Here is a 17,680-nt window from a genome sequence, read left to right on the forward strand (position 1 = left end):
TTAGTTCGCCAACAGCTGGTGCAGCTTGGACATCACCTGCTGCACCTCTTCCGGCGTCAGCGCGCCGTCTTTGGCGAACTGAATGCGCCCTTGCTTATCCAGCACCACAATAGCTGAGCCTTTCGGCTGCAGATCCCAGGCCTTACGCACGTTGCCGTCGCTGTCGACGATAAACTGCGACCACGGGAACTCCTTCTTGCTGTCCTCAATGCTGCTGCGCACGAACATCGCGGTGCCCATCAGGGCATCGTCGGTGTTGACGATTGTCGTCGTTTGGTAACGATCGTGTGGTAGCTTCGCCTTCTTGATCGCTTCAATCAGTGGGTCGTTCATGTCTTTGGCGGAGCTGCGGCCGGCAATATGTTGTATCACTCGCACTTTTCCACTGAGCTGCGCGCTGTTCCAGTTCTGGTAGCTAAAATTACCGTCAGCGTAATTGAGCTCTCCTTTGTCGCTGACACCGACCGGCGCTACGCGCTGCTGGAGCTGGAAGTTGTGCGCGGAAGCGAAAAGCGGGGCGAGCAGCAGGGATACCATCAGCATGCGACTTGTTTTCATGCTTTCTCCTTGTAATGAGTGGAATTTGTGCGACAGCACTTCGACAGCCTAAAGCATAGGATGTGATAAGAGGTCTGTCCTGTTAACCGGATCGCAGATTTTCCCTTGGTTCGCTAATCATCAGATTTTGAAGGGATATACTGAAAACGTTATAAATTATCATATACAATTCTGTCAAAAAGTGTAAATCCAGCGTAGATCACCGGGCAGAAGTGAACGTTCTGGTCTTTACTGGGTCTACTACATGCAATCAAGTTGCGTTCTGAATTTCGAGGCTGCCACCTTTGGCGGCTCGCTGAGCGCATGGATCAACGGGAGGAGCGTAAAAGAATGAGAATCTTCCAGCGTTATAACCCTTTGAAAGTGGCAAAGTACGTTAAGACCCTGTTTCGCGGAAGGCTGTATATCAAGGACGTGGGCGCATTTGAATTCGACGAGGGGAAAATCCTGCCGCCGAAGATTCGTGACAAGCGCCATTTCAGCGTGATGTCTGAAGTAAACCGCCAGGTGCTGCTGTTGCAGGCCGAGTTTGGCTGAACACTGCGCTGACAGCGGTAAAAAAAATGCGGCCCCGATGGGGCCGCTGATGTTTTTGCCGGCTGGCGTCAAGCCGCCGGGGTGTCTTCCGGGGCTTTCGGCAGTACCGCCGCCGGTTTGTCGCTCAGCCGGGTGACCAGCAGCTGGTCTATCTTGTAGCTGTCGATATCCACCACTTCGAACTTGTAGCCGGCGTATTTGACGAAGTCGGTGCGTTTCGGGATCTTGCGCAGCATATACATCATAAAGCCGCCGATGGTCTCGTAGTTGCCCGCCTGCGGGAACTCGTCGATGTCCAGCACGCGCATCACGTCGTCGATCGGCGTGCCGCCTTCAATCAGCCATGAGCTTTCGTCGCGCGCCACGATCTGCTCTTCCTGGCCTTGGCCAACCAGATCGCCCATCAGCGTGGTCATCACGTCGTTAAGGGTGATGATGCCCACCACCAACGCATATTCATTGAGGATCACCGCGAAGTCTTCGCCGGCGGTCTTGAAGCTTTCCAACGCTTCGGACAGCGTCAGCGTATCGGGCACGATCAGCGCCGAACGGATCTGCACGCCGCTGCTCAGCACCAGGCTCTGGTTGCCCAGCACGCGGTTCAGCAGGTCTTTGGAATCGACGTAGCCGACCACCTGATCGATATGGCCGTCGCACACCAGGAACTTGGAGTGCGGATGGGTCGAGACCTTCTCCTTGATGCTCTCTTCGCTTTCGCGCAGGTCGAAGTACACCACGCTTTCACGCGAGGTCATCGAAGACGGCACGGTGCGCGATTCCAGTTCGAACACGTTTTCAATCAGCTCATGTTCCTGCTTGCGCAGCACGCCCGCCAGGGCACCGGCTTCCACCACTGCGTAGATGTCGTCGGAGGTGATATCGTCCTTACGCACCATCGGCAGCTTGAACATGCGGAAGATCAGGTTGGCCATGCCGTTGAAGAACCACACCAGCGGGCGGAAGATCATGATGGAGAAACGCATCGGGTTGATGATCCGGACGGCGACCGTCTCTGGTGCAATCATACCGATGCGCTTCGGGGTCAAATCGGCGAACAGGATAAACAGGCTGGTCACCAGCACGAAGGAGCAGATGAAGCTGACCTGTTCCGCCAGTTCGGGCGACAGGAAACGATCGAACAACACCTTGAAAGTGGGAGAAAACGCCGCATCGCCGACGATACCGCCGAGGATGGCCACGGCGTTCAGGCCGATCTGCACCACGGTGAAGAAGATGCCTGGGGTTTCTTGCAGTTTAAGCACTCTGGCGGCGTTGATGTTGCCTTCGTCCGCCATCAGCTTCAGTTTGATCTTGCGCGAGGCGGCCAGAGAGATTTCCGACAGTGAGAAGAACGCACTCACCGCGATCAGAAAAAGAATCAGTAAAATACTGTTTAACATAATCTATCCATACGTGCCGACGGGATGCCGGCGCTCTTGAGGAAGGGTAGTACATAGTAAAAAAAGCAGCGATAACAACCAGAAGGGAAGCTATCGGGCCGCAGAAGCGGCCCGCATAGTATAGCAGTTGCCCCACAGGGGCCGCCAGCGGTTAAAAAAGTGCCGCCGGCCGGCATCGGATCAGCCCTGCGGCGGCAGGCAAACGCCGATGCCACCCAGCCCGCAGTAGCCTTCCGGATTCTTGAACAGGTACTGCTGATGATCGTCCTCCGCGTAATAGAACGGCAGCGCCGGCGCGATCTCGGTAGTGATGACACGCTTGTCGCCCGCCGCGTCCATCGCCTGCTGGAAGCGCTGCAGGCTGCTTTCCGCCTCGGCCTGCTGCTCCGGGCTCAGCGTGTAAATCGCCGAGCGGTACTGGGTGCCGACGTCGCCGCCCTGGCGCATGCCCTGCGCCGGATCGTGATTTTCCCAGAATACCTGCAGCAGCTGTTTGTAGCTGACGACCTGCGGATCGAACACCACGCGTACCACTTCGGCGTGGCCGGTCTGGCCGCTGCACACTTCGCGGTAGGTCGGGTTCGGCGTGTAGCCGCCGCTGTAGCCGGCGGCGGTGCTGTAGACGCCCGGCTGCTGCCAGAACAGGCGCTCAACGCCCCAGAAACAGCCCATGGCGAAGATCGCCACTTCCATGCCTGCCGGCACCTGGGTCATCGAGTGTTCGGTGACCACGTTGAGCGTTGCGACAGGCATTGGCGTGGTGCGGCCAGGCAGCGCGCTTGCCTTATCGACGGTTTGTGATTTATCAAAAAATGGCACCACGGTTGACTCCTGTTGTCACAGTAAGAATTGACCCTACATGGGAGCGGTTCGGTTGTATCTCACCGCGTCTTTGCCCACAATAAGTGGCAAGTTGGGTTTATGTATAAGCTTAACGCAGTATTTTGAGCGCCAAAAGTGAAGAATTCGCCTGTTGCGCGGCGGTGGCAAAGCGCGGCGGGCGGCGTCCGGAACAAGGCTGAAGAGGGCTGCCGTCATGATAGCGCGGAGTCTGCCCTGGCCCCGGAGCGAACACCATAACAGGAAAGTAAAATCAATAAGGAGAACACGTGCCAAAGTACCCGGTCATGTGCTTGATAGCTGTGTTGCTTGCGGCACCTGCAGCCTACGCGGCGAACGTGCGGTTGCAGGTGGAAGGGTTAAGCGGAGAGTTGGAAAAAAACGTTCGGGTGCGCCTGTCGTCGATCACGCCTGAAGAGGTCGGCACCGACGGTCGCTTCCGCGCACGGGTGGATGAGGCGGTGCGCCAGGGGCTGCGCGCGCTCGGCTATTATCAGCCGACCATCGAATTTACGCTGGACGATCGGCCGGGGATGTCGCGCCCGGTGCTGCATGCCAAGGTCAATCCGGGCGAACCGGTGCGTATCGCCGGCGCCAACATCGTGCTGGAAGGCGGCGCGAAGACCGATGAGGACTACCTGGCGCTGGTAAAGAAGGACCGGCCGACCATCGGCGAGATCCTCAACCACGGCAAGTATGACAGTTTCAAAGGCTCTCTCACCGGCCTGGCGCTGCGCAAAGGCTACTTCGATGCCGACATGACCAAAAGCCAGCTCGGCGTGGCCGAAGATCTGCACAAGGCGTTTTGGGATATCGATTTCAACAGCGGCGAGCGTTACCGCTTCGGCAAGGTAAAATTCACCGGCTCGCAAATCCGCGAAGACTATCTGCAAAATCTGGTGCCCTTTCATCAGGGGGATTACTACAGTTCGGAGGATTTGGCCGAGCTGAACCGCCGTTTGTCCGCCACCAACTGGTTCAACTCGGTGGTGGTATCCCCTGATTTCAACGATGCCAAAGAGAACAAGATTTTGCCGTTGGACGCGCTGGTGACGCCGCGCACGCGCAACACCGTCGAAACCGGTATCGGTTACTCCACCGACGTCGGCCCGCGGGTGAAAGGCACCTGGAAAAAGCCCTGGCTCAACGATCGCGGGCATAGCCTGGAAACCAGCGCCAGCGTATCGGCGCCGGAGCAGCAACTGGATCTGACCTACAAGATCCCGCTGCTGAAGAACCCGCTGGAGCAGTATTACCTGCTGCAGGGCGGCCTCAAGAACGTCAATCTTAACGACACCAAGTCCGTCACCTCCAAAGTGGTGGCCTCGCGCAACTGGGATCTCTCCAGCGGCTGGCAGCGGGCGATCAACCTGACCTGGCGCTGGGATAACTTTACCCAGGGTAACGTCAGCAACACCACCATGCTGCTGTATCCCGGCGTCAGCTTCAACCGCACCCGCTCGCGCGGCGGCCTGATGCCGACCTGGGGCGACAGCCAGCGCTACTCTATCGACGTGTCCGACACCACCTGGGGTTCCGGCGTGGACTTCGCGCTGATGCAGGCGCAGAACGTGTGGATCCGCACACTGGCCGACAAGCACCGTTTCGTGGCGCGCGGCCAGGTGGGCTGGATCGAAACCAACGACTTCGACAAGGTGCCGCCGGATCTGCGCTTCTTCGCCGGCGGTGACCGCAGCATTCGCGGCTACAAGTACAAAGACATTTCGCCGCGCGATGGCGACGGCAAGCTGACCGGCGCCTCCAAGATGCTGACCGGCTCGCTGGAGTACCAGTACAACGTGACCGGCAAATGGTGGGGGGCGATGTTCGTCGACTCCGGTGAAGCGGTGAACGATATCAAGAAAAGCAACTTCAAGACCGGCGCCGGCGTAGGCGTGCGCTGGCAGTCGCCGGTGGGGCCGGTGAAGCTGGATATCGCCGCGCCTGTGGGAGACAAGGACACCCACGGGATGCAGTTCTACATCGGTTTGGGGCCTGAACTATGAGCCTGGTTAAAAAGATTTGTCTCGGATTTCTGGTCGTTCTGCTGTTGCTGATCGGCGGGCTGGCCTTCCTGATAGGCACCACCACCGGTTTGCATATGGTCATCAACGGCGCGGCGCGCTGGGTGCCGGGGCTGGAGATCGCCGGCGTCAGCGGCGGCTGGCGCGATCTGACGCTGAAGGGCGTGAAATATCAGATGCCGGGCGTGACGGTCAACGCCGGGCAGTTCCATCTCTCCCTTGACCTGTCCTGCTTTAAACGCAGCTCGCTGTGCGTCAATGCCTTGACCGCCCAGGATGTGGACGTGGCGGTGAACACCAAAGCGATGGCGCCTTCCGCGCCGGTGGAGGAGAGCAGTGAGCCGACCACCAATCTCAGTACGCCTTACCCTATCACGCTGCGCCTGTTGGCGTTTAACAACGTCAAGGTCACCGTCGACGACACCGCCATCTCTCTGGCCGAGTTCCGCACCGGCGCGCAGTGGCAAGAGCGCGCGCTGACGCTGATGCCGACCAAGATCGGCTCGCTGCTGATCGCCTTGCCGAAAACGCCGCAAAACCCGTTGCCGGAAGCGGTGCAGCCGGCGGTCGAGGTGGCGAAAAAGGTCGGCGAGCAAGTTACCGACGCGGCGAAGCCGGCACCTCAGCCGGAAGAGAAGCCGCTGGGCGAAACGCTGAAAGAACTGTTCGCCAAACCGCTGTTGCCGGATCTGCCGGACATCCGCCTGCCGTTGGATATCACCGTCAAAGAGATCAGCGGCGAGCAGCTGCGCTTGACCGGCGATACCGACGTGCTAATCACGAGCCTGTTACTGCAGGCCAGCACGCAGGATCAGCATATCCAACTGGACAACTTCGACGTGAAGTCGCCTCAGGGCACGCTGTCAGTGCAGGGGCAGGCAACCCTGACCGGCGACTGGCCGGTGGCCCTGACCGCCAACAGCGCGCTGAATATCGAACCGCTGAAGGGCGAGAAGGTGAAGCTGAACATCGGCGGTGGGTTGCGTGACGAGCTGAAGGTGGCGCTGAACCTGTCCGGCCCGGTCGGCGCCCAGCTCGATGTGCAAACCCGGCTGGCCGAAGCCGGCCTGCCGCTGGCGCTGACGTTGCAGAGCAAGCAGCTGAAATGGCCGCTGAGCGGCGAGGCGCAGTATCAGGTCAATGACTTCCGCCTGCGCTTTAACGGCAAGGCGACCGACTACGCGCTGTCGACGCGCGCCAATCTGAAAGGCCAGGACTTGCCGCCGGCGGTGCTGACGCTGGACGGCAAAGGCAACGTCGAGCAGTTCAAGCTGGAGCGCCTGCGCCTGGCGGCGCTGCAGGGCAATACCGATCTTACCGCGCTGGTGGACTGGAGCAAAGCCATCAGCTGGACCTCGCAATTGACGCTGAGCGGCATCAATACCGCCAAGCAGTGGCCGGAATGGCCGGCGAAGCTGGATGGCAAGATCACCACGCGCGGCAGCCTGCACGGCGGCAGCTGGCAGCTGCAGGTGCCGGTATTGCAGCTGGACGGCAACGTGAAGCAGAACAAGGTCACGGCGCGCGGTACGCTGAGCGGCAACGCCGCCGGGCAGTGGAAAATCCCCGGCATCGATCTGGCGCTGGGGCGTAACCAACTGAACGTCAAAGGGCAGCTGGACGAGAAGAGCTGGAACCTGGACGCCAACATCGACGCGCCGCGTCTGGACGGCGCGCTGCCGGGCTTGGGCGGCACCGCCAAAGGGCTGCTGAAGCTGCGCGGCAATCTGCAGGCGCCGCAGCTGCTGGCGGATTTGACCGCTTCCGGCTTGCAGTGGCAGGCGCTGCGCATCAACCGCGTGAAGATCGATGGCGACGTGCGCTCCACGGATCAGATCCAGGGGCAGCTGGCGGTACGCGTCGAACAGCTGAAGCAGGATGCGCTGGAGGTCAGCCTGCTGACCCTCGACGCCAAAGGCAGCGAGAAGCAGCACCAGCTGCAGCTGAAGATTGACGGCAAGCCGGTCTCCGGCCAGCTGGCGCTGCAGGGCAGCTTCGATCGTCAGCAGCAGCGCTGGCGCGGCAATCTGAACAACACCCGTTTCGATACGCCGGTCGGGGAATGGCGCCTGACGCGCGCCATCGCGCTGGACTACCTGAACACCGAGCAGAAAATCAGCGTCGGGCCGCACTGTTGGCAGAACCCGAACGCCGAGCTGTGCGTGCCTAAGACCATTGAAGCCGGCCAGAGCGGCCAGGCCAGTGTGGTGCTCAACCGGTTCGACCTGGCGATGATCAAGCCGTTCCTCGGCCCGGACACCGCCCTGAGCGGCGTGTTCACCGGCCGGGCCGACGTCAGCTGGAAGCCGGGCGGCGCGCTGCCGGAGGCGAAAGTCACGCTGGCCGGCAACGGCGTCAAGGTGGTGCAGCAGGTGCAGGGCAACGCGCTGCCGGTCGCCTTCGATACGCTGGCCCTCAACGCCGGCTTGAACAACGGCCGCGCGCAGGCCGACTGGCGGATCAAACTGACCAACAACGGCCAGTTCGACGGCAATATCCAGGTGGCGGATCCGCAGGTGCGGCGCACCATCAGTGGCAACGTCAATATCACCAACATCTCGCTGGCGCTGATCAACCCGGCGCTGATGAAGGGCGAAAGCGCGGCGGGCATGCTGAACGCCAACCTGCGCCTGGGCGGCAGCGCGCAGAAGCCGCTGGTGTTCGGGCGCCTGGCGTTGGATCGGGCGAAGGTGCAGGGGCACTGGATGCCGTTCGACATGACCGACGCGCGGCTGGCGGTGAATTTCAACGGCATGACCTCGACGCTGGAAGGGTTGCTCAGCACCACGCGCGGCCAGCTGAATCTGGCGGGCGATGCCGACTGGCGCGATATCAACGCCTGGCGTGCGCGCATTGCCGCCAAGGGCGACAAGCTGCGGGTGACGGTGCCGCCGATGATCCGCATCGACGTGTCGCCGGATCTGGTGTTTGAAGCCACGCCGCAGCTGTTCTCGCTCAACGGCAAGGTCGACATTCCCTGGGCGCGCATCACGGTGCAGGAGCTGCCGGAAAGCGCGGTGGGCGTCTCTTCCGACGAGGTGATGCTGGACGACCAGCTGAAGCCGATTCAACCGAAGACCGCGTCGATCCCGATCAACAGCAATCTGATGATCCACGTCGGCAACGACGTGCGGCTGGACGCCTTTGGCCTGAAAGCCCGCTTGAAGGGCGATCTGAAGGTGGTGCAGGACAAGAAAGGGCTGGGCCTCAACGGCCAGATTGACATCCCTTCCGGCCGATTCCATGCTTATGGTCAGGATTTGATCGTGCGTAAAGGGCAGCTGATGTTCTCCGGCCCGCCGGATCAGCCGCTGCTGAATATCGAGGCGATCCGCAACCCGGAATCCACCGAGGACGATGTGACCGCCGGCGTGCGCGTGACCGGCCTGGCGGATGCGCCGAAGCTGGAAGTGTTCTCCGATCCGGCCAAATCGCAGCAGGAAGCCTTGTCTTATCTGCTGCGCGGCCAGGGCTTGAGCAGCTCCGGCGCCGACGGCAACGCCATGACCTCGATGTTAATCGGCATGGGGGTTGCACAAAGTGGTCAACTTGTGGGTAAAATCGGCGAGGCATTCGGCGTGAGTAATTTGGCTCTGGACACTCAGGGGGTTGGCGACAATTCCCAGGTTGTCGTGAGCGGCTATGTCCTCCCAGGCTTACAAGTAAAATATGGGGTGGGCATTTTCGACTCGCTGGCCACGCTGACGTTGCGTTATCGCCTGATGCCTAAGTTGTATCTTGAAGCGGTGTCTGGTCTCGACCAGGCATTAGATTTGCTCTATCAGTTTGAGTTTTAGCGATGCGAATAATTGTCTACGGCAGTTTACGGCGCAAACAGGGAAACAGCCATTGGATGACCAACGCCCAATGGCTCGGCGAGCACGAGCTCGAAGGCTATCAGATTTATAATCTGGGCCATTACCCGGCGGCGATCCCTGGAGAGGGCACGATACATTGCGAGGTGTATCGTATTAACTCATCGATTCTGGCAGAGCTGGACGAACTGAAAAGCAACACCAAGGACTATAAGCGCGAGCTGATTCAGACGCCTTATGGGAGTGCGTGGATCTACCTGTACAAACACAGCGTGGACGGGTACCCGCGGATTACCAGCGGCGACTGGCTGAAGCGTCTCGACGAACAGTAAGAAAAAAAAACACCGCTCAATGAGCGGTGTTTTTTCATCGGACGGCGGCTGGCATTACTTCTTGGCAGCGCGTTCGAAGGAGGCGATGATTTCCGCTTTAGCTGCGGCAGCGTCTGCCCAGCCTTCCACTTTCACCCATTTGCCTTTTTCCAGATCTTTGTAGTGCTCGAAGAAGTGAGCGATCTGGGCTTTCAGCAGTTCCGGCAGGTCGTTCACGTCTTTCACGTGATCGTACTCTTTGGTCAGCTTGCTGTGCGGTACCGCAACCAGCTTGGCGTCTTCACCGGCTTCGTCGGTCATCTTCAGCACGCCAACCGGACGGCAGCGGATCACGGAGCCCGGCTGCAGCGGGTATGGGGTTGGGACCAGCACGTCAACCGGGTCACCGTCCAGAGACAGGGTGTGGTTGATGTAGCCGTAGTTGCACGGGTAGAACATCGCGGTGGACATGAAACGGTCAACGAACAGCGCGCCGGTTTCTTTGTCGATTTCGTATTTGATTGGATCGGCGTTGGCCGGGATTTCGATTACTACGTAGATGTCTTCCGGCAGGTCTTTGCCAGCAGGGACCAGATTCAAGCTCATGTCGGTTTCCTTTAATCATCAAACCAGAAATGGAGTGGCGGCTATTATAGCGGACTCTTTTGCGATTTCCTGCCCTTTTCATCGTTGAAAACCCAGCGTGCCGGCGCACGGAGAATTTCCAGATTAATCCCGCCGCGGCATGAAGTTTTGCCTTCGCCTGCCGATAACTTCAACAAACAATAATGAGCCAGCAAAGCTGGCTCCGCGTTTTGCCACCCCTACTACGTCTGATCTCACTATTCTGAAGCCGGGAAGAACTCATGCTAAAAAAGATTACGGTGAAGGCTGGGCTGATCGCCCTGCTGAGCCTGATGACCATGCTGCTGATCATGGTCAGCGTTATTGGCGTCAACGCGATTAACGAAGGATCGCGCTCGATCCATACCTTAAACCAGATCCTCGGCGAAGAGCTGGGCTCGCTGGCCAACAGCTCCAACCTGACGCTGCGCGCCCGAACCGCCGCTTCGCTGGCGGTGCGCCAACGGGAGATCGGCCAGGTCGATGTCTCCGACGCCACCGTGGGCCGCATCTACGGTTACCTCGAGCAGTCGAACAAGGAAATGGCGCGCTTTGTCGGCGTCGGCACCGTGACCGATCGCGGCCGTGAACTCTCCAACCGCCTGCAAAACAGCTACCGTGCCTATCTGGAGCAGGGCGTGAAGCCGATGGCCGCCGCCATTAAGGCCGGCAAGATCGATGAGTATTATCACATCCAGGAAACGCGCATCTCCGCGCTGAGCATCGCGTTCGAAAAGGATCTCACCGATTTCCGCAGCTTCGCGATGAAGCTTGGCGCGCAGCAGGTGTATGACGCGGAAAACAACGCCAGCACCAAGATCTCGCTGATCGTGGTGGCGGGCCTGCTGAGCGTGCTGCTGGCGGTGCTGGCCTGGTTCGCGCTGCGGGTGATCATTCTGCGCCCGCTGGACGAGTCCATCGCGCAGCTGGAACACATCGCCGGCGGCGATCTGACCCATGAGATCCGCGGTGAGGGCGATACCGAGATGGGCCGCCTGGTGCGGGCGATGCAGCGCATGCAGCAGGCTCTGGCCAGTTCGGTCAGCAAAGTGCGTGACGCCAGCAGCCAGATCGACACCGGTTCACGCGAACTGGCGGCCGGCAACCTGCATCTGGCGCAGCGCACCGAAGAATCGGCCGCTTCACTGGAAGAGACCGCCGCCAGCATGGAACAGCTGACTTCGACGGTGAAAATGAACGCCGAGAACTGCGAGCAGGCCAACCAACTGGCGCTGAGCGTGTCCGATATCGCCAACCAGGGCAGCGACGTGGTCAGCCAGGTGATGAGCAAGATGCAGGCGATCACCGACAGCTCGCGCCGCATCGCCGACATCATCAGCGTGATGGACGGCATCGCCTTCCAGACCAATATCCTGGCGCTGAACGCGGCGGTAGAGGCGGCGCGTGCCGGCGAACAGGGCCGCGGTTTCGCGGTGGTGGCCGGCGAAGTGCGCAATCTGGCGCAGCGCAGCGCCCAGTCGGCGAAAGAGATCAAAGGGTTGATCGAAGCGTCGCAAAACCGGGTGCAGGAAGGCGAGCAGATGGTGGAGTCGGCGGCGCAGACCATGAGCGGCATCACCGGCGAAGTGGGCCGGGTCACGGCGCTGATGCGTGAGATCTCGGCGGCGACGCGGGAACAAAGCAGCGGCATCGAACAGGTGAACCTGGCGGTGGCGCAGATGGATCAGGTGGCGCAGCAGAATGCGGCGCTGGTGGAAGAGTCGGCGGCGGCGACGCGCTCGCTGGAAGATCAGGCTCAGCTGCTGGCGCAGAGCATGGCGGCGTTCAAGCTGTAAGGCGATAAGGGTTCGGCGCGGCGCCGAACCCTTGCAAAGAACGCGTTACTCGTCCGGGTTTTCGGCGATGAAGCGTTCTGCGTCTTCTACCATCGACTTGGTGCCGACGAAGAATGGCGCGCGCTGGTGCAGTTTCACCGGCGTGATGTCCAGAATGCGGTTTTTGCCGTCGCTGGCCTTACCGCCGGCCTGTTCGGCCAGGAACGCCATCGGGTTGCATTCGTACAGCAGGCGCAGCTTACCTTGCGGGTGGCTGGCGGTGCTTGGGTAGATGTAGATGCCGCCTTTCAGCAGGTTGCGGTGGAAGTCCGCCACCAGAGAACCGATGTAGCGCGAGGTGTAAGGGCGCTGCGTCGCTTCATCCTGCTCCTGGCAGTATTTGATGTATTTCTTCACGCCGAGAGGGAACTTGATGTAGTTGCCTTCGTTGATGGAATACATGTTGCCGCTCGCCGGGAAGCGCACTTTCTCGTGGGAGAGGCAGAACACGCCCAGAGACGGGTCATAAGTAAAGGCGTGGACGCCGTAACCAGTGGTGTACACCAGCATGGTGGACGAACCGTAAACCACATAACCCGCTGCGACCTGGGCGCTGCCCGGCTGCAGGAAGTCTTCTTCGGTCACCGGCGTGCCGACCGGCGTGATGCGACGGTAGATAGAGAAAATCGTACCGACCGAGACGTTGACATCGATGTTGGACGAACCGTCCAACGGATCCATCAAAACGACATACTTGGCATTTTCAGCTCGCTCGCCGTCGAATATCACGATTTCATCTTCTTCTTCGGAAGCGATACCCGCAACTTCACCACGCGCTTTCAACGCCGCTTTCAGTTTTTCGTTCGCGTACAGGTCCAGTTTCATCTGAACTTCGCCCTGTACGTTGGACACCCCGCTGGTTCCCAGAATATCAACCAGGCCGGCCTTGTTGATGTCGCGGTGGATGATTTTGGCGCCCAGTTTAATTGCAGAAAGTAACGCGGTCAGCTCGCCGGTGGCGTGCGAGAAGTCGTGCTGTTTCTCGACGATAAATTCGCCTAACGTTTTCATGACACAATCCCTGAATCTACGGATGGATAGCGGCCTGTTAACAAACCGCCAACGTTTTCGCGTGCAGTGTAGCCCAAAGATGCGCGCCATTCATAGGCAAATCCATTTCTTCTGGACGATTCTGAGCGTTAGAATATGCCGACATTCGATGCACTCACATGAGAAACCTATGCGCATTCACATTCTTGGGATCTGTGGCACCTTTATGGGCGGGTTGGCGATGCTGGCGCGCTCACTGGGGCATGACGTCACCGGTTCGGACGCCAACGTCTATCCGCCGATGAGCACGCTGCTGGAGAACCAGGGGATCGATCTTATTCAGGGTTATGATCCAGCCCAGCTGGATCCGGCGCCGGATCTGGTGATCATCGGCAACGCCATGACGCGCGGCAACCCGTGCGTGGAGGCGGTGCTGGAGCGTGGCATTCCTTACGTTTCCGGCCCGCAGTGGCTGCACGACGCCGTATTGCGCGATCGCTGGGTACTGGCGGTTGCCGGCACCCACGGCAAAACCACCACCGCCGGCATGGCGACCTGGATCCTCGAGGCCTGCGGCTACCAGCCCGGCTTCGTTATCGGCGGCGTGCCCGGCAACTTCGACGTTTCGGCTCGCCTTGGCGGCAGCCCGTTCTTCGTGATCGAGGCCGACGAGTATGACTGCGCGTTCTTCGACAAGCGCTCCAAGTTCGTGCACTACAGCCCGCGCACGCTGATCATGAATAACCTGGAGTTCGATCACGCCGATATCTTCGACGATCTGAAAGCCATCCAGAAACAGTTCCACCACCTGGTGCGTCTGGTGCCGGGCAAAGGCAAGATCATCCTGCCGGACAACGACAGCCACCTGAAGCAGGTGATGGCGATGGGCTGCTGGAGCGAGCAGGAGCTGGTGGGGGAAGAGGGCACCTGGCGCGCGCAGAAGCTGACGCCGGACGCCAGCCATTACGCGGTGTTCCTCGACGGCGAACAGGTCGGCGAAGTGAACTGGGCGCTGGTGGGCGAGCACAACATGCATAACGGCCTGATGGCCATCGCCGCTACCCGCCATGTCGGCGTGCAGCCGGCGGACGCCTGCCGCGCGTTGGGCGATTTCATCAACGCCCGCCGCCGTCTGGAACTGCGTGGCGAAGCCAACGGCGTCACTGTTTACGACGACTTCGCACACCACCCGACGGCGATCCTCGCCACTCTGGCCGCGCTGCGCGGCAAGGTCGGTGGCACGGCGCGCATTCTGGCGGTGCTGGAACCGCGCTCCAACACCATGAAAATGGGCATCAGCAAAAACGATCTGGCACCTTCGCTCGGCCGCGCCGACGAAGTGTTCCTGTTCCAGCCGCACCACATTCCGTGGCAGGTGGCGGAAGTGGCGGATGCCTGCGTGCAGCCGGCGCACTGGAGCGCGGATCTCGACACGCTGGTGGACATGGTGGTGAAAACCGCACAGCCGGGCGATCACATTCTGGTGATGAGCAACGGCGGCTTCGGCGGCATTCACGATCGCCTGCTGGACGCGCTGGCGAAAAAGCAGGAACCGAAAGTCACCTACTGATCGCTCAGCCGCATCAGTCACATCAAGGGCCGCATTCGCGGCCTTTTTTGCGCCCATAAAAAAGCCCTCGCGAGCGAGGGCAACGGGGTTCGTCGGATAGGACGACGAGAGGGTCTCTGGGAAATCGGCGTTTGCGTCAGAACTCGGCAGTGGCAGTGACGAGGGTAATCAGCTCTGCAAAGCCGTTCCCAGAGTTGTTATTTGTAAATCTCGGCGGTGGCGTGGTAGTTGCCTTCATTACGCGCTTCGATCACGCGGTAGGCGGTCGCGCCTTTTGCGTCGGCTTTTTCCGACAACGCCTGGCGAATGTCGGTCGGCGCGCCGTCGATGCCGCTGACGGTAATGGTGCCGATAGATTGCAGGTTGGCGGTCTGATCGTTAGTCACCAATTGGGCGGCAGAAGCGCCGAAGGAGATGACAGACAGCAGGCCGAGTGCAGCAACAGTAGTTTTCATGTTCATGATAGCGATCCTTGGTCATAACAGCCTGGAAGGGCTTGGCAGCGATTTTTATTCTTGAAGGCCGTTACGACAGCGTTTGATTCCAGAGATGTATTGCCCGTTGCCGGGTAATGCCGGTACTTATTTGTAGATTTCAGCGGTCGCGTGGAAGTTGCCGTCATTGCGGGCTTCGATTACGCGGTAAGCGGTTGCCCCTTTGGCGTCAGCTTTGTCGGACAGCGCCTGGCGAATGTCGGAAGGCGCAGCGGCGACGCCGCTCACGGTGATCACACCGGCCGGCTGCAGTTTTGCGGCCTGAGTCGCGTCAACAGATTGTGCTGCGAATGCACCAAATGAAAGCATGGACAGAACGCTCAGGGTTGCAACGGTAGTTTTAATTTTCATCATCTCACCTCATCGTATTCTTTTATCAGTTCCAACGAACTGTGATTCAGTTCACGAAAATGAGTATACAGCTAGTAACGCGAAAAATTAATAGTTCGCTAACAGTTGCTAGTGAAACTTTAACCTCATGATCCTTATTTTTTATAACCATAAGGAATAAAAAACGCTCATAAAACGATCTTTTGATGTTAAATTTATGTAATTTCAATGAGGTAAGTGCTTTTGACCAAAAGTGCGGAAGATCACAGTGGGTACTGCTGGTTACATGGAGATGTCATGGAAATGTGTTGCTGAGGGATAAAAAAGCAGTGTTAAACGCGGTTGAAGGCAGGGAAGGTAACGCGGGGGTTAAAGAAGCGCTAACAAAGTGCGGGCTACAGCCGCACTTTGTTAGCGCCAGGTTTCACAGCTCTTGCTCGAACACGCCCAGAATAGCTTCATGCAGTTTCTGAGCGGTAAAGCCGTTGGACGGGGTGACGAAAATCGTATCGTCGCCGGCAATCGTGCCGAGGATGCCCTGGGATTTACCCAATGAGTCGAGCAGGCGAGCGATCAGCTGCGCGGCGCCCGGGCTGGTGTGGATCACCACGACGGCGTCGTTATGGTCGACGTCCAGCACCAGATTCTTCAATGGGCTGGTGGTGGTCGGCACGCCGAGTTCGGCAGGAAGGCAATACACCATTTCCATTTTGGCATTGCGCGTACGTACCGCGCCGAACTTGGTCAGCATGCGCGATACTTTGGATTGGTTAATGTTTTCGAAGCCTTCTTCTTGCAGCGCCAAAACGATCTCGCCTTGAGAACTGAATTTTTCTTCTTTCAATAACGCTTTGAACGTCTTGATCAGATCTTCCTGTTTTGCGGGATTACGCATTTTGCACCGTGGAATGTTGATAGTGGAAGTCATGATTATGCATATGGATGAATTTTTATGCAACAAAGGCCGACCCAAAGAAAATAAACATGACCGGGCGGCGAGGAAAGGACGGCATTTTAACAAAATCCGGCAGCGATGAATATGCCCTTTTGACGACGGAAAATCGGCCTGCGGTGGTAAATAAAATGTTATTAAAATGATGTTGTTCTGATGTTGCGTAAGGGTGTAATGTAACGGCCGGTTAACTTGCTCGTGAATAACCTCGCACTATTTTTGATTAATGTGCGCTATGCCCTTCATGCGTAAGCGATTTAATCTAAAATGGACGCGACAGCGGCCGTTTTATTACACCTGCAGGCAAGAATTGGCTAATTTATTGTTTTTAAAGGTGTAATAACTTAAGGTCCGTAACCAACACATTCACGGCGCTTTATATATTTAAGATAATAAAGGAGTATAGGATGAAAGTTGCAGTTCTCGGTGCTGCTGGCGGTATCGGCCAGGCCCTCGCCCTTCTACTCAAAACCCAGCTTCCTTCAGGTTCTGAACTCTCTCTCTACGACATTGCCCCCGTTACCCCAGGCGTTGCCGTCGACTTAAGCCACATCCCAACCGCAGTTAAAATCAAAGGCTTCAGCGGCGAAGACGCGACCCCGGCTCTGCACGGTGCGGACGTGGTGCTGATTTCCGCCGGCGTGGCCCGTAAGCCTGGCATGGATCGCTCTGATCTGTTCAACGTTAACGCCGGCATCGTGCGTAACCTGATTGAGCAAGTGGCGAAAACCTGCCCGAAAGCCTGCATCGGCATCATCACCAACCCGGTTAACACCACGGTCGCCATCGCGGCGGAAGTGCTGAAAAAAGCCGGCGTTTACGACAAGAACAAACTGTTCGGCGTGACTTCGCTGGATATCATCCGTTCCAACACCTTCGTGGCCGAGCTGAAAGGCAAACAGCCGGAAGAGCTGAACGTGCCGGTCATCGGCGGCCACTCTGGCGTGACCATCCTGCCTCTGCTGTCGCAGATCCCTGGCGTGAGCTTCACCGATCAGGAAGTGGCGGATCTGACTAAACGCATTCAGAACGCCGGCACCGAAGTGGTGGAAGCCAAAGCCGGCGGCGGGTCTGCAACGCTGTCCATGGGCCAGGCGGCCGCACGTTTCGGTCTGTCTCTGGTGCGTGCACTGCAGGGCGAGAAAGGCGTGGTGGAATGCGCTTACGTTGAAGGCGACGGCAAATACGCTCGCTTCTTCGCACAGCCGCTGGTACTGGGCAAAAACGGCGTTGAAGAGCGCAAAGATATCGGCACCCTGAGCGCCTTCGAGCAGAAAGCGCTGAACGAGATGCTGGACGTGCTGCACAAAGATATCGAGCTGGGCGAGAAGTTCATCAATAACTGATCGTTGCCGATAGTCAGCCGATAAACGCCGCCGGACGCTGTTCCGGCGGTTTTT

The 17,680-nt window shown here is 58.7% G+C and carries 15 protein-coding genes; 7 read left to right on the forward strand and 8 right to left on the reverse strand.

Annotated features, from left to right (window positions below):
• Complete coding sequence (locus tag AC4PR2_RS12715; RefSeq protein ID WP_025159587.1) at positions 1-558, reverse strand: YtfJ family protein; 558 nt, start codon at positions 556-558, stop codon at positions 1-3.
• Positions 559-888: 330 nt separating this feature from the next.
• Between AC4PR2_RS12715 and AC4PR2_RS12720 the strand changes: the two genes are divergently transcribed.
• The gene (locus tag AC4PR2_RS12720; protein WP_019453363.1) at positions 889-1,095 is read left to right on the forward strand and encodes a DUF1107 domain-containing protein; all 207 of its coding nucleotides are present in this window, start codon (positions 889-891) and stop codon (positions 1,093-1,095) included.
• Positions 1,096-1,163: 68 nt separating this feature from the next.
• Here the strand turns inward: AC4PR2_RS12720 and paeA are convergent, their stop codons facing one another.
• Complete coding sequence (gene paeA / locus AC4PR2_RS12725; protein WP_049270169.1) at positions 1,164-2,495, reverse strand: polyamine export protein PaeA; 1,332 nt, start codon at positions 2,493-2,495, stop codon at positions 1,164-1,166.
• Between the two features lie 180 nt (positions 2,496-2,675).
• Positions 2,676-3,317, reverse strand: a complete 642-nt coding sequence (msrA, locus tag AC4PR2_RS12730; RefSeq protein ID WP_043139288.1) for a peptide-methionine (S)-S-oxide reductase MsrA — start codon at positions 3,315-3,317, stop codon at positions 2,676-2,678.
• 305 nt (positions 3,318-3,622) lie between these two features.
• Between msrA and tamA the strand changes: the two genes are divergently transcribed.
• The 3 genes from tamA to AC4PR2_RS12745 are packed head-to-tail and all read left to right on the forward strand — an operon-like array spanning position 3,623 to position 9,506.
• Positions 3,623-5,341: an autotransporter assembly complex protein TamA gene (tamA, locus tag AC4PR2_RS12735; protein ID WP_204275932.1), complete on the forward strand. Its 1,719-nt coding sequence runs from the start codon at positions 3,623-3,625 to the stop codon at positions 5,339-5,341.
• Positions 5,338-9,156 (forward strand): autotransporter assembly complex protein TamB, encoded by a 3,819-nt coding sequence (gene tamB / locus AC4PR2_RS12740; protein WP_346420389.1) that lies wholly within the window; start codon positions 5,338-5,340, stop codon positions 9,154-9,156. The genes tamA and tamB overlap by 4 nt, the downstream gene beginning before the upstream one ends.
• A 2-nt stretch (positions 9,157-9,158) precedes the next feature.
• Positions 9,159-9,506, forward strand: coding sequence for a gamma-glutamylcyclotransferase family protein (locus AC4PR2_RS12745; RefSeq protein WP_033648686.1), 348 nt, complete (start codon positions 9,159-9,161; stop codon positions 9,504-9,506).
• Positions 9,507-9,560: 54 nt separating this feature from the next.
• Here AC4PR2_RS12745 and ppa read toward each other — a convergent pair whose 3' ends face one another.
• Complete coding sequence (gene ppa / locus AC4PR2_RS12750; RefSeq protein WP_004933594.1) at positions 9,561-10,091, reverse strand: inorganic diphosphatase; 531 nt, start codon at positions 10,089-10,091, stop codon at positions 9,561-9,563.
• Positions 10,092-10,351: 260 nt separating this feature from the next.
• Between ppa and AC4PR2_RS12755 the strand changes: the two genes are divergently transcribed.
• Positions 10,352-11,905 (forward strand): methyl-accepting chemotaxis protein, encoded by a 1,554-nt coding sequence (locus AC4PR2_RS12755; protein WP_084826940.1) that lies wholly within the window; start codon positions 10,352-10,354, stop codon positions 11,903-11,905.
• A 45-nt stretch (positions 11,906-11,950) separates the two neighbouring features.
• Here AC4PR2_RS12755 and fbp read toward each other — a convergent pair whose 3' ends face one another.
• A complete protein-coding gene (gene fbp, locus AC4PR2_RS12760; protein ID WP_004933587.1) occupies positions 11,951-12,955 on the reverse strand; it encodes a class 1 fructose-bisphosphatase in 1,005 nt (334 codons plus the stop codon).
• A 169-nt stretch (positions 12,956-13,124) separates the two neighbouring features.
• Here fbp and mpl point away from each other — a divergent pair, with 169 nt between their 5' ends.
• Positions 13,125-14,504: a UDP-N-acetylmuramate:L-alanyl-gamma-D-glutamyl-meso-diaminopimelate ligase gene (mpl, locus tag AC4PR2_RS12765; protein ID WP_033636810.1), complete on the forward strand. Its 1,380-nt coding sequence runs from the start codon at positions 13,125-13,127 to the stop codon at positions 14,502-14,504.
• Between the two features lie 197 nt (positions 14,505-14,701).
• On the opposite strand, the gene yhcN (AC4PR2_RS12770) is transcribed toward mpl, so the two are convergent.
• From yhcN (AC4PR2_RS12770) to argR, 3 genes are all read right to left on the reverse strand, one after another.
• A complete protein-coding gene (yhcN, locus tag AC4PR2_RS12770; protein WP_004933578.1) occupies positions 14,702-14,965 on the reverse strand; it encodes a peroxide/acid stress response protein YhcN in 264 nt (87 codons plus the stop codon).
• Positions 14,966-15,085: 120 nt separating this feature from the next.
• Entirely contained in the window at positions 15,086-15,349 is a 264-nt protein-coding gene (gene yhcN / locus AC4PR2_RS12775) for a peroxide/acid stress response protein YhcN (protein WP_038879766.1), read from the reverse strand.
• A 403-nt stretch (positions 15,350-15,752) separates the two neighbouring features.
• Positions 15,753-16,223: a transcriptional regulator ArgR gene (argR, locus tag AC4PR2_RS12780; protein WP_004933572.1), complete on the reverse strand. Its 471-nt coding sequence runs from the start codon at positions 16,221-16,223 to the stop codon at positions 15,753-15,755.
• A 464-nt stretch (positions 16,224-16,687) separates the two neighbouring features.
• Between argR and mdh the strand changes: the two genes are divergently transcribed.
• On the forward strand, positions 16,688-17,626 hold the full coding sequence (gene mdh, locus AC4PR2_RS12785; protein WP_004933569.1) for a malate dehydrogenase: 939 nt from the start codon (positions 16,688-16,690) through the stop codon (positions 17,624-17,626).
• The last annotated feature ends 54 nt before the right edge of the window (positions 17,627-17,680 follow it).

This window comes from Serratia sp. A07 (assembly GCF_058725505.1).

Coding starts and splice junctions, on each gene's coding strand:
- yhcN (WP_004933578.1), bottom strand. CDS start 14,965: ATGAACATGAAAACTACTGTTGCTGCACTCGGCCTGCTGTCTGTCATC.
- mpl (WP_033636810.1), top strand. CDS start 13,125: ATGCGCATTCACATTCTTGGGATCTGTGGCACCTTTATGGGCGGGTTG.
- tamB (WP_346420389.1), top strand. CDS start 5,338: ATGAGCCTGGTTAAAAAGATTTGTCTCGGATTTCTGGTCGTTCTGCTG.
- mdh (WP_004933569.1), top strand. CDS start 16,688: ATGAAAGTTGCAGTTCTCGGTGCTGCTGGCGGTATCGGCCAGGCCCTC.
- fbp (WP_004933587.1), bottom strand. CDS start 12,955: ATGAAAACGTTAGGCGAATTTATCGTCGAGAAACAGCACGACTTCTCG.
- AC4PR2_RS12745 (WP_033648686.1), top strand. CDS start 9,159: ATGCGAATAATTGTCTACGGCAGTTTACGGCGCAAACAGGGAAACAGC.
- paeA (WP_049270169.1), bottom strand. CDS start 2,495: ATGTTAAACAGTATTTTACTGATTCTTTTTCTGATCGCGGTGAGTGCG.
- AC4PR2_RS12720 (WP_019453363.1), top strand. CDS start 889: ATGAGAATCTTCCAGCGTTATAACCCTTTGAAAGTGGCAAAGTACGTT.
- argR (WP_004933572.1), bottom strand. CDS start 16,223: ATGCGTAATCCCGCAAAACAGGAAGATCTGATCAAGACGTTCAAAGCG.
- yhcN (WP_038879766.1), bottom strand. CDS start 15,349: ATGAAAATTAAAACTACCGTTGCAACCCTGAGCGTTCTGTCCATGCTT.
- tamA (WP_204275932.1), top strand. CDS start 3,623: ATGTGCTTGATAGCTGTGTTGCTTGCGGCACCTGCAGCCTACGCGGCG.
- AC4PR2_RS12755 (WP_084826940.1), top strand. CDS start 10,352: ATGCTAAAAAAGATTACGGTGAAGGCTGGGCTGATCGCCCTGCTGAGC.
- ppa (WP_004933594.1), bottom strand. CDS start 10,091: ATGAGCTTGAATCTGGTCCCTGCTGGCAAAGACCTGCCGGAAGACATC.
- AC4PR2_RS12715 (WP_025159587.1), bottom strand. CDS start 558: ATGAAAACAAGTCGCATGCTGATGGTATCCCTGCTGCTCGCCCCGCTT.